The organism is Mycobacterium sp. MMS18-G62 (genome assembly GCF_053877835.1).
On record NZ_CM132662.1, the window covers coordinates 5,357,506 to 5,370,284 of the forward strand.

The window sequence follows — 12,779 nt, forward strand, 5'->3', positions numbered from 1 at the left end:
GCGAGCCTAGGGCTGCGCGGGCACCTGCGGTGCCGGAACCCAGGGCAAGCCCGGGATCGTCGGGTACGGCGCGGTCGGGCTCCACGGCGGCTGGGTCGTCGGTGGCGCCTCGGTCGTCGGCGGTGGCGCCTCTGTGGTGGGAGGCGGCGGCGGTGCTTCAGACGTCGGCGGTGGAGGCGGGGGCGCCTCGGTGGCGGTCGCCGGCGGTGGCGCCTGCCGCGTCACGGTGCGGGTCTGGGGTGCCTGCGTCTGCGGCGGTGGAGCCGGTTCGGTGGGTGGCGGCGCGGCGGCCGTCGTGGTGGGTGCCGGCGGGGTCGTCGTGACGGGAGTGGTCGTCGATGCCGGCGTCGGGGCGCTGTCGCCGCGGAGCACGAAAAGCACGACCGCGGCAAGCGCCGCGAACAGCACGACAAGCCCTATTGCGGCCAGCGCGACGGGGCGCCGGTACCACGGCAGCGGCGCCGGTTGGTCGTCGTACGGTTCATGGCCGAACTGCATCTGCGGGCGGGCGCCGTCCGTGTCAGCGGGAGAGGCGTAGTCGTACGGATCGGTTGGTGCCACGTCGGGCACGTCGTCGGCATCGGACCACGCCAGCGCCCGGAACGTGCTCGACGCGGGCCCAGCCTGAGGATCGACCTCGGGCGCCATCGCCGTCGCGGCGGCCGCAGCGGCCACTGCGCCGGGTGCTGCGGCGGCGGCGGCCATCGAGGTCGCACCGTCGTCCACTGTGCCGCGCACCGCGCGCAGTCCGCCGCCGATCGCGGCCGTCAGCTCAGGCTGCGCGGTCGTGATGACCGGCACGCGGAAGTGCTCGGACAGCGTCGTCGTGATGATCGGAATGCGGGCACCGCCACCGACCGACGCCACCGCAACCAGGTCGGCAGGCTGAATGCCACTGCGGTCGACAGTTTCCTGTACAACGCCGACGAAGTCGGTGAGCGGCTGGCGGATAGCGTCGTCGAGCTCGTTGCGGGTGAGCCGAACCTCGCTGTGGTGGCCGGGAAGTTCGACGGCCAGCGAGGTGACCGCGGCGGTCGACAACCGTTCCTTGGCGCCGCGGCACTGGCCGCGCAGCCGGCTCAGCGAGCCGATCGCCGACGTGCTGGACAGGTCGATGGTGCCCGCGGCAGACAGATCGTCGATGACGTGGGTGAGCAGCGCTTGGTCGATGAGATCCCCGGACAGGTCGGCGTGACGAATGGTCGGGCCGAGCGGTTGAAAGCCGTTGGCGGCGTCGACCAGCGTGATGCTGGTGCCCGTGCCGCCGAAGTCGCAGAGCGCGATGATGCCGCGGGTGGGCACGCCGGGGTTGTCCTGCAGTGCCACCAACGCCGCAGTGGCATCGGAGACGAGGGGCGCGGGCGTGGGATGACCGAACTCCGGGATCGCGGCCAACGCGTGGCGCAGCGCATCGACAGCCGCCGGTCGCCAGTGCGCAGGATGGGTCACCGCGACGGGCCCAGCCGGCGGCCGGCCACGGCCAACCGCGTAGAGCATCGCCCGCAACGCGTCGGCCAGCAGCGCGTCAGCGTGATGGGTCGAGCCGTCGGACGCCACGATGCCGACCGGGTCGCCGACGCGGTCGACGAAGTCGGTGATGATCAGGCCGCGTTCGTTCAAGTTGGGATTCTCGCTGGGCACACCGACCTCGGGCGGGCGGTGCGAGTACAGCGTCAGTACCGGGGACCGCGTCAGCGCAGTCCGGCCCACTACGACGGCCGCCAGGTTGGTCGCACCAACCGAGAGCCCTACCCCGTCAGACATGTCACTCCGTCTCGAAACAAACCCTATCCGGTTATCAATCTTGTCTGACGGGGTTGGCGTTACTCAGCGAATGGTTCCCGCGCCGGGAATCAGTGGCAAATCCAACGCTGTCACCCAGCCTGGTGACAGGTCGTTGACAGCGGGTACGGCGTTGAGCGCGCGCATGCCGGTGGCCAGGCAGCCGGCGGCGGCCGCGTCGCGCCCGGAGCCGTCGGTGAACCGGAACGCCGTCTCCTGAAAGATGCTCGGGGTGCCCTCGATGTCGACGCGGTAGACGTCGTTCTCGTTGCCAGAGGGCCAGTCGGGAGCGGCGTCGACACCGATCCGGTTCACGTGCTCGAGCTGGATGCGGGTCTCACCCCGGTAGACGCCGTTGATCGTGAACCTGACGGCGGCGACGTTGCCCGGCGCGATGATGCCCTTGGCGGTCTTGCGCTCGTTGGGCGTCACCCACTTGTCCCAGGTGGTGGTGATCTCGTCGAGCATGATGCCCGCGGCATGCGCGATCATCGGAACCGTTGCGCCCCAAGCGAATACCAAAATATCGGGAGTCTCCAGGAGTGCGCGGTATTCGGGCGGCTTGCCGATGCCCATCTCGACTTCGTAGTCGCCTTCGTAGTTGGTGTAGTCCAGCAGTTCTGATGCCCGCACCTTGCGGACCTCCGAGCACAGGCCCATCAGGGTCATCGGGAACAAGTCGTTGGCGAAGCCGGGGTCGATGCCGGTGGTGAAACATGAGGACTCGCCGAGTTCACAGGCCTCGGTGATGGGTTCGATCCAATTCGGCGGGTTGAGGTGCATGGTGGGCCACACCCATGGCGTCATGGCGGTCGAACACACGTCGATGCCGGCGCGCAGGAAGCGGGTGATCAGCGCGATGTTGTCGTCGGCGTGCGCGGCAGTCGGCCCGTAGTGCACCAGGGCGTCGGGTTGCAGGGCGATGAGGGCGTCGACGTCGTCGGTGGCCGTCACACCCACCTGCGTGCCCAGGCCGCAGACGTCGCCGACATCGCGCCCCACCTTCTCCGGATTGCTCACCCCGACGCCGACTAGTTCGAACCGCGGGTGCTTGACGATCTCGGCGATCACCATCCGGCCGACAAAGCCCGTGCCCCAGACGACAATTCGTTTCGCACCAGAATCAGTCACGGGCTTCACCATAGGCGGGCTCGCGGTCGTCGGTGACCGACTTGGCGAGTCGCTGAATTTCGGCGCGCAGCTCCTCGATGTGTGCGACGGTCGCCGCCTGATTGGCGGCATCCTCTTCACCGACGCGCTCGATGATCCACGACGCCAGCGTCGCCGTGACCACACCCAGCAGGCTGATCCCGGCGATCATCAACGCCACCGCCACCCATCGGCCGGTGGCCGTGACGGGTGTGAGGTCGCCGTATCCGACGGTGGTCACGGTGGTGACCGCCCACCACAGCGCGTCGCCGAACGTGTGGATGCGAGCCCCGGGATGACCGCGTTCGGCCTGCAGGATCGCCAGTGCCGCGGCGTAAACGATGACGAGCGCGCCGCAGATTGTGTAGACGATGACCCGGCCGCGGATCGAGTGCCCGACCGCACGCTGCAGGGACTCGATGACGACGGCGAGGCTCAGTAGCCGCAGCGGACGCAGAAACGGCAGCGCGACGATCGCGAGATCGAATAAATGGCGGACGAACCACTTGCCGCGGGGTTCGGCGAGGTACAGCCGTGCCAGATAGTCGGCGACGAAAACGAGATACGTCAACCACATCGCGACACCGACGGCATGACCGGTGCGGCCCTGGGGTTGAGCCAGCACCTGCACCGAATACAGCCCCAGGAACAGGAGCGCGAAGGTCGCCAGCGGCCACTCGGTTCGCCGCTCGAACCGCTCGAGCCGGGTCGGGGTAGTCATCAACCGCTGACCCTAGCGATCCGAGTCTGTCCGATCACATCGGGAATCATCTCGGCACAACGCGGCTTGACAACAGCGAACGTAGCCATCGAAAGGACCAGCGGGATGACATCTCTTGAGGGACGGCGAGCATTGGTAACCGGGGGGTCGCGGGGTATCGGCGCGGAGATCGTGCGGCGGCTGGCGTCAGACGGCGCCGCGGTCGCGTTCACCTACGGGGCCTCGGCAGCGGAAGCTGAGAAGTTGGTGGCCGAGATATCCGCCGACGGCGGCACCGCAGTAGCGATTCAGGCCGACAGTGCTGATCCCGATCAGGTGGCCGCGGCTGTCGATGAGACCGTCGAAAAGTTAAGCGGCTTGGACATTTTGGTCAACAACGCCGGCGTCGCCCACATCGAGGATGCGGAGTCGTTCCCGATGGAGCAGTTCGAGCGTCTGGTGGCGATCAACGTGCGCGGCGTGTTCGTCGCCATCCAGCGGGCCATTCCGCATCTCGGCGACGGCGGGCGGATCATCAACATCGGTAGCGTCAACGCCGAATGGGCGCCCATGCCGGGGCTGTCGGTATATGCGATGACCAAGGGCGCGGTCGCAAGCCTGACCCGTGGGCTGGCGCGTGAGCTCGGGCCGCGCGGTATCACCGTCAACAATGTGCAGCCGGGACCGATCGCCACCGACTTGAACCCCGACGAAGGCGACTTCGCCGATTCACTGCGAGCAGCGATGCCGCTGGGGCGTTACGGGCATCCGCGCGATATCGCTGGGATCGTCAGCTATCTGGCCGGCCCGGAAGCCGCGTACGTCTCCGGCGCCCAGTGGAACGTCGACGGCGGAATCACCACCTAGATACCGGCCGCTACTGGCAGATGCGCAGGCCTGCCGGCTCGCAGTACAGCGGGTACTGCTCGACTGGAATCGCCAGCGGCTCCTTGAACGACAGCGTGAACGGGATGTCGATCTTGCCTGGTTGCAGGCCACAGGCTTCGCCGTGGAAGATCGTGTGCTTTCCGGTCATCGTCACGTCGTCGAACTCGATGGTCTCGGTGGTCGCGGCCCAGCTGCCGTCCGGACAGCGCATGCCTTGGCCCTTGTTCGTTTGTATCTGCCACACACCGCCCGTCAGCCGGGCGTCGCCGACGTTGAGGCCGGTCTCCGACGACGGGGCAACGTGCAACCGGCAAGCCACCGGCAGATTCAACGGCTCGCGCAGGTCGCCGACCACCGGGACGCATGACGGCCAGATCGACCATGTGCCGCTTGCACCTTCGGCCGGGGTGTAGTTGTAAACGCCCTGCATGACCTGGTCCGCATTGGACGGCGCCGCAAGCCCGAGAGCAGCACAAACAAGGGCAGCGGAGGCGGCGAACCCGCGGATGATCGTCACAATGTGCGTCCCTTCGGTCCGTGCGCGTGCCCCGGGATTATCTCAGTGTTCTGCCAGCGGAGTCACTAGTATGGCGGTCTCGCGTTTCGGTCACCTGCCCTAACGGGTAGAGAGCCGAGGGCAGACGATTCCGGGGTGATCTGATGGCGAGATCGGCGGTGGTGACCGTCGTCGGCGTCATCACCGCGCTCGTGTGCGCCCTGACTGCCTGCTCGACGGGCGAGCGGGTCGACCTTGGGGGCACGACGTCGGGGAATCTGATCGCCGCTATCGCCGGCGAGCCCGACCAACTCGACCCGCACAAGACCACCGCCTACTTCTCCTTCGAGGTGCTCGAGAACATTTTCGACACGCTGGTCGAACCCGACGAGAACCTCGAGATGCGGCCGGCGCTGGCCGAGTCGTGGAACGTCAGCCCGGATCAGCTCACGTGGACCTTTCACGTGCGCAAGGGCGTCACCTTCCACGACGGCAGCCCCTTCACCGCGGACGACGTCGTCTACTCCTACCGGCGCATCATCGACGACAAACTCGCCAACTCCGACAAGTTCAGCGCAGTCAGCGATGTCACCGCACCGGACCCGTCGACCGTCGTCATCCGGGTCAAACAGCCGACGCCGAACCTGCTGACCAACCTGGGCGGCTTCAAGGGCGTAGCGATCGTGCAGCGCCGCAATGTCGAAAGCGGCCAGATCGCAACGCATCCGATCGGCACCGGACCGTTTGCGTTCGCGGGCCAGAAGAGCGGTGATTCGATCACGCTAAGGGCCAACGCAGGGTATTGGGGTGGTCAACCGAAGGTCGCCGGCGTCACGTTCCGTTTCATCTCCGAGCCGTCGACGGCCTTGTCAGCCTTGCAGGCCGGCGAAATCGACTGGACGGATTCCGTTCCCCCGCAACGCGTCTCACAGCTCACCGGTGACGACTCCATTCGGCTTGCCGTGACGCCGAGCAATGACTACTGGTATTTGGCGCTCAATGAGGCCCGCAAGCCCTGGAACGACGTACGGGTACGACAAGCGATTGCCTACGCCATCGACCGGACCGCGATCGTGCAGGCCACCAGCTACGGCACCGCCGCGGCCAACCAGCTTGCAATACCCAAGGGCAATCCCTGGTACGCGCCCTACGACACCTACCGCTACGACATCGACAAGGCGAAGAGCCTCCTTCGCGAAGCCAACGCGTCCCCGCGCAACCTCGACATGCTGGTGACGAACGAGTATCCGGAGACCGTCACGGCCGCCCAGATCATCGCGGACAACCTTGCGCCCCTGGGGATCAGGGTCAACATTCGCACGGTCGACTTCGCCACCTGGCTCGACGAGCAGAACAGCGGCCACTTCGACATGCTCATGATGGGCTGGCTCGGAAACATCGATCCCGACGACTTCTACTACGCGCAGCACCACACGAACGGCACGAGCAACGCCCAGAAATACTCGAATCCCGAAGTCGACCGGTTGCTCGACGCCGGCCGAGTGGAGACCAACCGGGCAGCCCGCGGCGACGACTACGACAAAGCGGCGACCACGATCGCCGACGACTGCAGCTACATCTACCTGTACAACCCGTCGGTCATCCAGGCGTGGAACCCCAACCTGTCCGGCTACACGGCGCGGCGCGACGGGGCGATCCGCTTTCGGTCGGCGAGCCTGGCGCAAGGCGAAAAACAGTGACCCGCTTACTCACTCATCCGATCACCCGGTTTCTGGCGCGCCGGCTGCTGTACTCGTTGGTCGTGCTGTTCGGTGTCCTGGTATTGGTGTTCGCCCTTGTGCACCTGGTGCCGGGCGACCCGGTGCGCATCGCGCTCGGAACCCGGTACACGCCACAGGCTTACGACGCGCTGCGTTCGGCGAGCGGATTGGACAAGCCGATCGTCGAGCAGTTCTTCACCTACATCGGTTCGGCGCTCACCGGTGATCTGGGCGTGAGCTTCCGCAACGGCGATCCCGTCACCATCACCCTTCTCGAACGCCTTCCGGCGACGATCTCGCTCGCCGTGGTGGGCATTGCGATCGCCCTGCTGATCGCCGTTCCGGCGGGGGTATGGTCCGCGCTGCACGAGGGCCGGCTGAGCGACGTGATCGTGCGCATCACAAGTCAATTCGGTGTGTCGATTCCTGACTTTTGGATGGCCATCCTGCTGATCGCTCTTTTCGCGTCGACGCTGGGCTGGCTTCCGACATCGGGTTACCGCCCCTTGTTCGACGATCCGGCGGGCTGGCTGCGTCACATCGTCCTGCCCGGCCTCACCGTCGGACTCGTCGCCGCGGCGATCATGACTCGCTACGTCCGATCCGCAGTGCTCGAGGTCGCCTCCATGGGCTACGTCCGTACGGCGCGGTCGAAAGGGTTGTCGCCTCGCGTCGTAACGTTTCGGCACACCTTGCGCAACGCGTTGATCCCTGTGCTGACCATCACGGGCATCCAGCTCGCCACGATCCTTGGCGGTGTCATCGTCGTCGAGGTGGTGTTCGCCTGGCCGGGTCTCGGGCGTCTGGTCTACAACGCCGTCGCGGCACGGGACTACCCGGTCATTCAGGGTGCGGTGCTGCTCATCGCGGTGCTGTTTCTGATCATCAACTTGATCGTGGATGCGCTGTACGCGGTCGTCGATCCGAGAATCAGGCTGTCATGACCGCGGACGCATCGGTCGAGACGACCCGGCTGTCATCGTGGCGACTGCTGTTCGGCAATCCGGTCACGGTCGTCAGCGCGATCATCCTCGTCGTCATCGCCGTCGTCGCCGTGACGGCCCAATGGATCGCGCCCTTCGGCATCAACGACATCGACGTGCCGAACGCCCTTCACCCGCCCAGCGGCGAACATTGGTTCGGCACAGACGAACTCGGCCGCGACGTTTTCTCCCGCGTGCTGGTGGCCATCCAGGCGTCGATGCGGGTGGCGGTCGTCAGCGTGGCGTTCGCGGTCGTGGTCGGCGTGACGATCGGCATCGTTGCGGGGTATCGCGGCGGCTGGCTGGACACGGTGTTCATGCGCGTTGTCGACGTGATGTTCGCATTCCCCGTCCTGCTTCTCGCTCTGGCGGTCGTCGCCATTCTCGGGCCCGGTGTGACGACAACGATTTTGGCGATCGGCATCGTCTACACGCCGATCTTCGCGCGGGTGGCGCGCGCCAGCACGCTCAGCGTGCGCGTAGAACCGTACGTCGCGGTGTCGCGCACGATGGGCACCGGCGACCTCTACATCCTCACTCGTCACGTACTGCCGAACATCGCCGGTCCCCTGATCGTGCAGACGTCGCTGTCGCTTGCGTTCGCGATCCTGTCCGAAGCTGCACTGTCCTTCCTGGGCTTGGGTATTCAACCACCCGAGCCGTCTTTGGGCCGGATGATCTTCGACTCCCAGGGCTTCGTCACGATGGCGTGGTGGATGGCGGTGTTCCCCGGCGCGGCGATCTTCGTCGCGGTGCTTGCCTTCAACCTCCTCGGAGACGGACTGCGTGACGTGCTCGATCCCAAGCAGCGCACGATGAGCGAAGCGCGGAGGCAGCGATGACGGGCGCCGGCCTCAAACCCGTTCTGAGCGTTCGCGATTTGCGTGTACGCATCGGCAGCCACGAGATCGCCCGCGGCGTCTCGTTCGACGTGGCCCGCGACCAGACGCTGGGCATCGTCGGCGAGTCAGGCTCCGGCAAGTCGATGACCGTGCTCGCCGCCACCGGACTTCTGGACGCTCCTGGCGCCGTCGTAACAGGATCGAGCACGATAGCGCAGGACGCGTCGGTAACCGAACTCGTCGGGGCGTCTGCGCGCACGTTGCGGGCGGTACACGGCGGCCGGATCGGTTTCGTGTTCCAAGATCCGGGAACATCGCTGAACCCGCTGCTGACACTGGAGCGCCAGATCACCGAATCGCTTGAGGCACACCGAAAGATGACACGTCGGGCGGCGACTGCCCGTGCGCTCGAACTTCTAGAGGCGGTGGGCCTGCCCGAGCCGCAGAACCGGCTGCATTCCTATCCTCATCAACTCTCGGGCGGCCAGCGCCAACGTGTCATGGTCGCGATCGCCCTTGCGTGTGATCCCGAGGTGCTCATCGCCGATGAGCCCACCACGTCGCTGGACGTAACGACGCAGGCGCAGATCATCGAGCTCGTGCGCGACCTGCAACGCGATTTCGGCACCGCCGTCGTGTGGATCAGCCACGATCTCGGCGTCATCGGACAGGTCGCCGACAACGTCACAGTCCTGCGCGACGGTGAGGCTGTGGAGCAGGCCCCGGTTCTCGACGTGTTCGACCGCCCGCAACACGACTACACCCGCGAACTACTGGAAGCGCGGCCGCTCGTCGGTGGCACCGGTCCCGGCCCGGCACCCGAGGACGCACCGGTACTGCTGCGCGTCGACGGGCTCGACGTGAAATTCCCGGTGACGACGCCCGTCGGCCGGTCGACCATCCATGCGGTCAAGGACCTCTCGTTCGAGATCCGCAGCGGCACAACGCTGGGACTCGTCGGCGAATCGGGTTCGGGGAAGTCGACGGTGGCCGGTGCGCTGACCGGGTTGGTCAAGCCGGATGCCGGCCGCGCCACGCTCGACGGTATCGACATATTCGGGGTGCGTGGGCGGTCGAAGAAGGCGCTGCGCCGACGGATCAGCGTCGTGATGCAGGATCCGTTCTCGTCACTGGACGCCCGCATCCAGGTGGGAAACGCGATCGGTGAGCCGTTGTTCGTGCATCACCTCGCCAAGGGCAAACGCGAACGTCACGCGCGTATCGCGGAGCTGCTCGAACTCGTCGGACTACCAACGTCATTCGCGTCTCGATACCCGCACGAACTCTCCGGCGGTCAACGGCAGCGGGTGAGCATCGCCCGCGCACTGGCCACCGAACCCGATCTGCTCATCCTCGACGAGTCGACGGCGTCGCTCGACGTTTCCGTGCAGGCTCGGGTGCTCGAGCTACTCGCCCGATTGCAGCGCGAGCTTGGGCTGACGTATCTGTTCATCGCGCACGATCTCGCGGTGGTCGAACAAGTGGGCCACGATGTGCTCGTCATGCGCGATGGCGCAGCCGTCGAGTATCGCAGTGCGAGAGAACTGTTCGCCGCGCCCGAGCACGAGTACACGCGCGCCCTGTTGGCGGCGGTTCCGCCGGCGCGCCCCCGCGCCGCCGTGTAGCCCGGCACAGGCCCATGAGAGGGTCATGCCATGACACAACTAGATGGCAAGGTCGCGCTGGTCACGGGAGCGTCCGCGGGACTTGGTGCCGCGACCGCACAGCTCTTCGCCGAACGCGGTGCGACGGTGTTCGGGATCGCGCGCGACGCCGACCGGATGGCCGAGGTATTCAAAGACGTGCCGGGCGGCAAGTACGCGTCGGTGGACATCGCCGATCCGTCGGCCTGTAGGCAGGCCGTCACAGATTGCGTCGCCGCATTCGGCCGCATCGATGTGCTGGCCAACATCGCGGGTTTCCACCAGATGCGACACACGGTGACGATGACCGACGAGGACTGGGACCGCGACCTCGCGGTGAACCTGAACGGGCCGTTCTACCTGTGCCGCGCCGCGCTGCCGCATCTGCTCGAGTCCGGCGGCAACATCGTCAACGTCTCGTCGATTGCCGGCGTCGAGGGCGAGGTCTACTCGGCGGGTTACTGCGCGGCCAAGCACGGGCTGATCGGGCTGACCCGCGCGCTGGCAATTGAATTCACCAAGGACAAGCTGCGCGTCAACGCGGTGTGCCCGGGTGGCATGCCGACGGCGCAGGCGACGGAGTTCCAGGCGCCTGACGACGCCGACTGGAACCTGATCCTGCGCATCGCGTCGCCCCGCGGATTCATGGAAACCGTCGACGTCGCCAAGGCGATCGCGTTCCTCGCCAGTGACGACGCGGCAGCCATCCATGGTGCTGTTTACCGCGTCGACAACGGCAAAGGCGCGGGCTGACGCGAGACGCACGCCGCGAAACTGCGGGCATATCGCCGGTTTACCAGAAATCGCGATCTGCCCGCAGTCTCGACGAGCCGGTTAGTGCTGCGGCCGTCGGCGTCCGAGATAGACGCTCGTCCCGATCGCGCCGAAGCCCAACGCCGCGATCACTGCGGCCGCCACGATGAGGAAGATGTCACGGCGATCCAAGCCCGACTTCGAGTCGTCCGACACCAACCTCATCTGGTAGTCGCCCGGCAGCGGCGCCTCGCGAGGATCATCGAGGCCGGGGAACTGTTGTGTGCGATGAACCTCGAATTGCCTTTCACCGGAAGGGGTTTGGGTCCACACACCCCATGCCGGCGTGGCGCCGTCGAGCAACACCTTGCGCTCTCCGAAACGATTGTCGTCGCCCACGTCGACGATGCGTCGCACGCGGAACGGTTCGTACGTTCCAGTCGAGTACCGAACCTGCACCGGGACATTGTCATAACGCCACACCGGCGGCGGGGGCGGCGGTAGTGGCAACCCGATACCCGGGAAGAAACCGCCGCCGAAGAACGTACCCACTGCGACATCGACTGCCGTCTCGACAAGGTCGACTGCGGTGTTGACCGCATTGAACACCGCGGCGGTGAAGCTGTAGGCGGCGAACTGGGCGACCTCCAGCACGATCCGCGCCAGCGGCGGGATCCACACGATCCGGGGGGCATTGTCGTAGACGTAGATGATCCGCACCGGCGCCCGATAGGGATTGAGGACGACCGGCCGGTAGTACTCGTCGTACTGAACCCAGTCCGGGCTCCACTGGCGAACAGGGCGGTCCCGGACGCGGTCGCTGCTGAGACGCAGGTCGGCGCTCGCGGTCGCACCCGCGCTGATGCCGCCCACGTTCGTGTTCAACTTGAGCGAATTCGCGAAGGCGACAACATCCTGCTGAGGGGCCGGATCCGCCTTTGCCTCAACGGGTTTCGCGTTCTTGGCAAGTTCGACGTCCTCCTTGGGCGCCTGCAGCGTCTTCGGAGTCTCCAGCACCGCAGCGGCCTGCGACAGGTTCGACGACGACGACGGAGCGACGCCGGAGGTGCGGCTGCTCGTCGCAGATGTCGGGCTGGCGCTCGAGGTCGGCGACTCGCTGAGGGCCGAGCTCGGCGGCACCAAGGCGGCCGAGGGCGATACCGCGCTGGCCGACACGCTGGCGCTGGCCGACACCTTCGCCGATTCGCTGTTGGTGGCCGTTGCGGTCGCCGTGTCAGGCGCGAGACTCGCCGGGCTCGGCGGGGCTGACGTCACCGCCGCGGCGGTTGACGAAGCGGGCGCCGGCTCGCTCGTCGAAGTCGTCGCGACCCGCGGCGCGGGCGGCTCAGCGGTGGTGGCCGGTGGACTCGCCACGGTCGTGGGAGTCGCCACAGTGGACGGGGCGACGACCGCCGCGGTGCTGGTCTGCACCGGTGACGGCGGCGGGGCCTGCGTCTGGGTGGGCGTCTGGGGTTGGGGCGCCTCGACGCTGGGCGCCGTCTGCACCGGCGGCTTGGGCGGCGCCTCCTGCGTCGGCGCTTCGGCCACGGTCGGCTGCTCGGGAGCCACGACTTCCGGCTCGGGAGCGGGGACCGTCGTTGTCGGCACAACCGGATCGGTGTGCGGTTTGGCGTATGCCGGTGCAATGCCTCCGGTGAGCGCTGTCAGGGAGATGACCACTCCCGATACCAGCCCGGCGACAACAGTTCGGCGATAGCGAGAATCAACCGGTGCACGCACGTGCATCGACTCCTTTTGCCATGCGCAGCCATCTCCCCCAACACTGGGCCTGGACCAGCAGCTGCCGCGGCACTTGCGGATG

Annotated in this window: 12 protein-coding genes; 7 read left to right on the forward strand and 5 right to left on the reverse strand. The window is 66.7% G+C overall.

Features of this window, described 5'->3' with window-relative positions; genetic code table 11:
* Window positions 1-6: 6 nt before the first annotated feature.
* The 3 genes from ACWW36_RS26685 to ACWW36_RS26695 all read right to left on the reverse strand — a co-directional run bounded on the left by ACWW36_RS26685 (window position 7) and on the right by ACWW36_RS26695 (window position 3,652).
* Window positions 7-1,764, reverse strand: coding sequence for an Hsp70 family protein (locus tag ACWW36_RS26685; RefSeq protein ID WP_456138936.1), 1,758 nt, complete (start codon window positions 1,762-1,764; stop codon window positions 7-9).
* Window positions 1,765-1,827: 63 nt separating this feature from the next.
* Window positions 1,828-2,913, reverse strand: a complete 1,086-nt coding sequence (locus ACWW36_RS26690; RefSeq protein WP_456138937.1) for an NAD(P)H-dependent amine dehydrogenase family protein — start codon at window positions 2,911-2,913, stop codon at window positions 1,828-1,830.
* Window positions 2,906-3,652 carry a potassium channel family protein gene (locus tag ACWW36_RS26695; RefSeq protein WP_456138938.1) on the reverse strand — a complete coding sequence of 249 codons (747 nt, stop codon included), beginning with the start codon at window positions 3,650-3,652 and terminating at the stop codon, window positions 2,906-2,908. Before ACWW36_RS26695 ends, ACWW36_RS26690 begins: the two co-directional genes overlap by 8 nt.
* Window positions 3,653-3,757: 105 nt before the next feature.
* Between ACWW36_RS26695 and ACWW36_RS26700 the strand changes: the two genes are divergently transcribed.
* Window positions 3,758-4,498, forward strand: a complete 741-nt coding sequence (locus ACWW36_RS26700) for a 3-oxoacyl-ACP reductase family protein (RefSeq protein ID WP_456138939.1) — start codon at window positions 3,758-3,760, stop codon at window positions 4,496-4,498.
* Window positions 4,499-4,508: 10 nt separating this feature from the next.
* Here the strand turns inward: ACWW36_RS26700 and ACWW36_RS26705 are convergent, their stop codons facing one another.
* Entirely contained in the window at window positions 4,509-5,036 is a 528-nt protein-coding gene (locus ACWW36_RS26705; RefSeq protein ID WP_456138940.1) for a hypothetical protein, read from the reverse strand.
* Between the two features lie 143 nt (window positions 5,037-5,179).
* Between ACWW36_RS26705 and ACWW36_RS26710 the strand changes: the two genes are divergently transcribed.
* From ACWW36_RS26710 to ACWW36_RS26730, 5 genes are read left to right on the forward strand one after another with little or no spacing between them, the layout of a single operon-like run.
* Window positions 5,180-6,715 (forward strand): ABC transporter substrate-binding protein, encoded by a 1,536-nt coding sequence (locus tag ACWW36_RS26710; protein ID WP_456138941.1) that lies wholly within the window; start codon window positions 5,180-5,182, stop codon window positions 6,713-6,715.
* Window positions 6,712-7,680, forward strand: a complete 969-nt coding sequence (locus ACWW36_RS26715) for an ABC transporter permease (protein ID WP_456138942.1) — start codon at window positions 6,712-6,714, stop codon at window positions 7,678-7,680. Before ACWW36_RS26710 ends, ACWW36_RS26715 begins: the two co-directional genes overlap by 4 nt.
* On the forward strand, window positions 7,677-8,561 hold the full coding sequence (locus tag ACWW36_RS26720) for an ABC transporter permease (protein ID WP_456138943.1): 885 nt from the start codon (window positions 7,677-7,679) through the stop codon (window positions 8,559-8,561). The genes ACWW36_RS26715 and ACWW36_RS26720 overlap by 4 nt, the downstream gene beginning before the upstream one ends.
* Window positions 8,558-10,186 (forward strand): dipeptide ABC transporter ATP-binding protein, encoded by a 1,629-nt coding sequence (locus ACWW36_RS26725; RefSeq protein WP_456138944.1) that lies wholly within the window; start codon window positions 8,558-8,560, stop codon window positions 10,184-10,186. Before ACWW36_RS26720 ends, ACWW36_RS26725 begins: the two co-directional genes overlap by 4 nt.
* A 30-nt stretch (window positions 10,187-10,216) precedes the next feature.
* On the forward strand, window positions 10,217-10,957 hold the full coding sequence (locus ACWW36_RS26730; protein ID WP_456138945.1) for an SDR family NAD(P)-dependent oxidoreductase: 741 nt from the start codon (window positions 10,217-10,219) through the stop codon (window positions 10,955-10,957).
* An 81-nt stretch (window positions 10,958-11,038) separates the two neighbouring features.
* On the opposite strand, the gene ACWW36_RS26735 is transcribed toward ACWW36_RS26730, so the two are convergent.
* On the reverse strand, window positions 11,039-11,974 hold the full coding sequence (locus ACWW36_RS26735; protein WP_456138946.1) for a hypothetical protein: 936 nt from the start codon (window positions 11,972-11,974) through the stop codon (window positions 11,039-11,041).
* On the opposite strand from ACWW36_RS26735, the gene ACWW36_RS26740 reads away from it, so the two are divergent.
* Complete coding sequence (locus tag ACWW36_RS26740; RefSeq protein ID WP_456138947.1) at window positions 11,940-12,674, forward strand: hypothetical protein; 735 nt, start codon at window positions 11,940-11,942, stop codon at window positions 12,672-12,674. The genes ACWW36_RS26735 and ACWW36_RS26740 overlap by 35 nt on opposite strands.
* Window positions 12,675-12,779: the final 105 nt, after the last annotated feature.

What these genes read in the sequence shown, in the direction of transcription:
- ACWW36_RS26725 (WP_456138944.1), top strand. Translation starts at nt 8,558, where the DNA reads ATGACGGGCGCCGGCCTCAAACCCGTTCTGAGCGTTCGCGATTTGCGT.
- ACWW36_RS26685 (WP_456138936.1), bottom strand. Translation starts at nt 1,764, where the DNA reads ATGTCTGACGGGGTAGGGCTCTCGGTTGGTGCGACCAACCTGGCGGCC.
- ACWW36_RS26700 (WP_456138939.1), top strand. Translation starts at nt 3,758, where the DNA reads ATGACATCTCTTGAGGGACGGCGAGCATTGGTAACCGGGGGGTCGCGG.
- ACWW36_RS26720 (WP_456138943.1), top strand. Translation starts at nt 7,677, where the DNA reads ATGACCGCGGACGCATCGGTCGAGACGACCCGGCTGTCATCGTGGCGA.
- ACWW36_RS26695 (WP_456138938.1), bottom strand. Translation starts at nt 3,652, where the DNA reads ATGACTACCCCGACCCGGCTCGAGCGGTTCGAGCGGCGAACCGAGTGG.
- ACWW36_RS26710 (WP_456138941.1), top strand. Translation starts at nt 5,180, where the DNA reads ATGGCGAGATCGGCGGTGGTGACCGTCGTCGGCGTCATCACCGCGCTC.
- ACWW36_RS26730 (WP_456138945.1), top strand. Translation starts at nt 10,217, where the DNA reads ATGACACAACTAGATGGCAAGGTCGCGCTGGTCACGGGAGCGTCCGCG.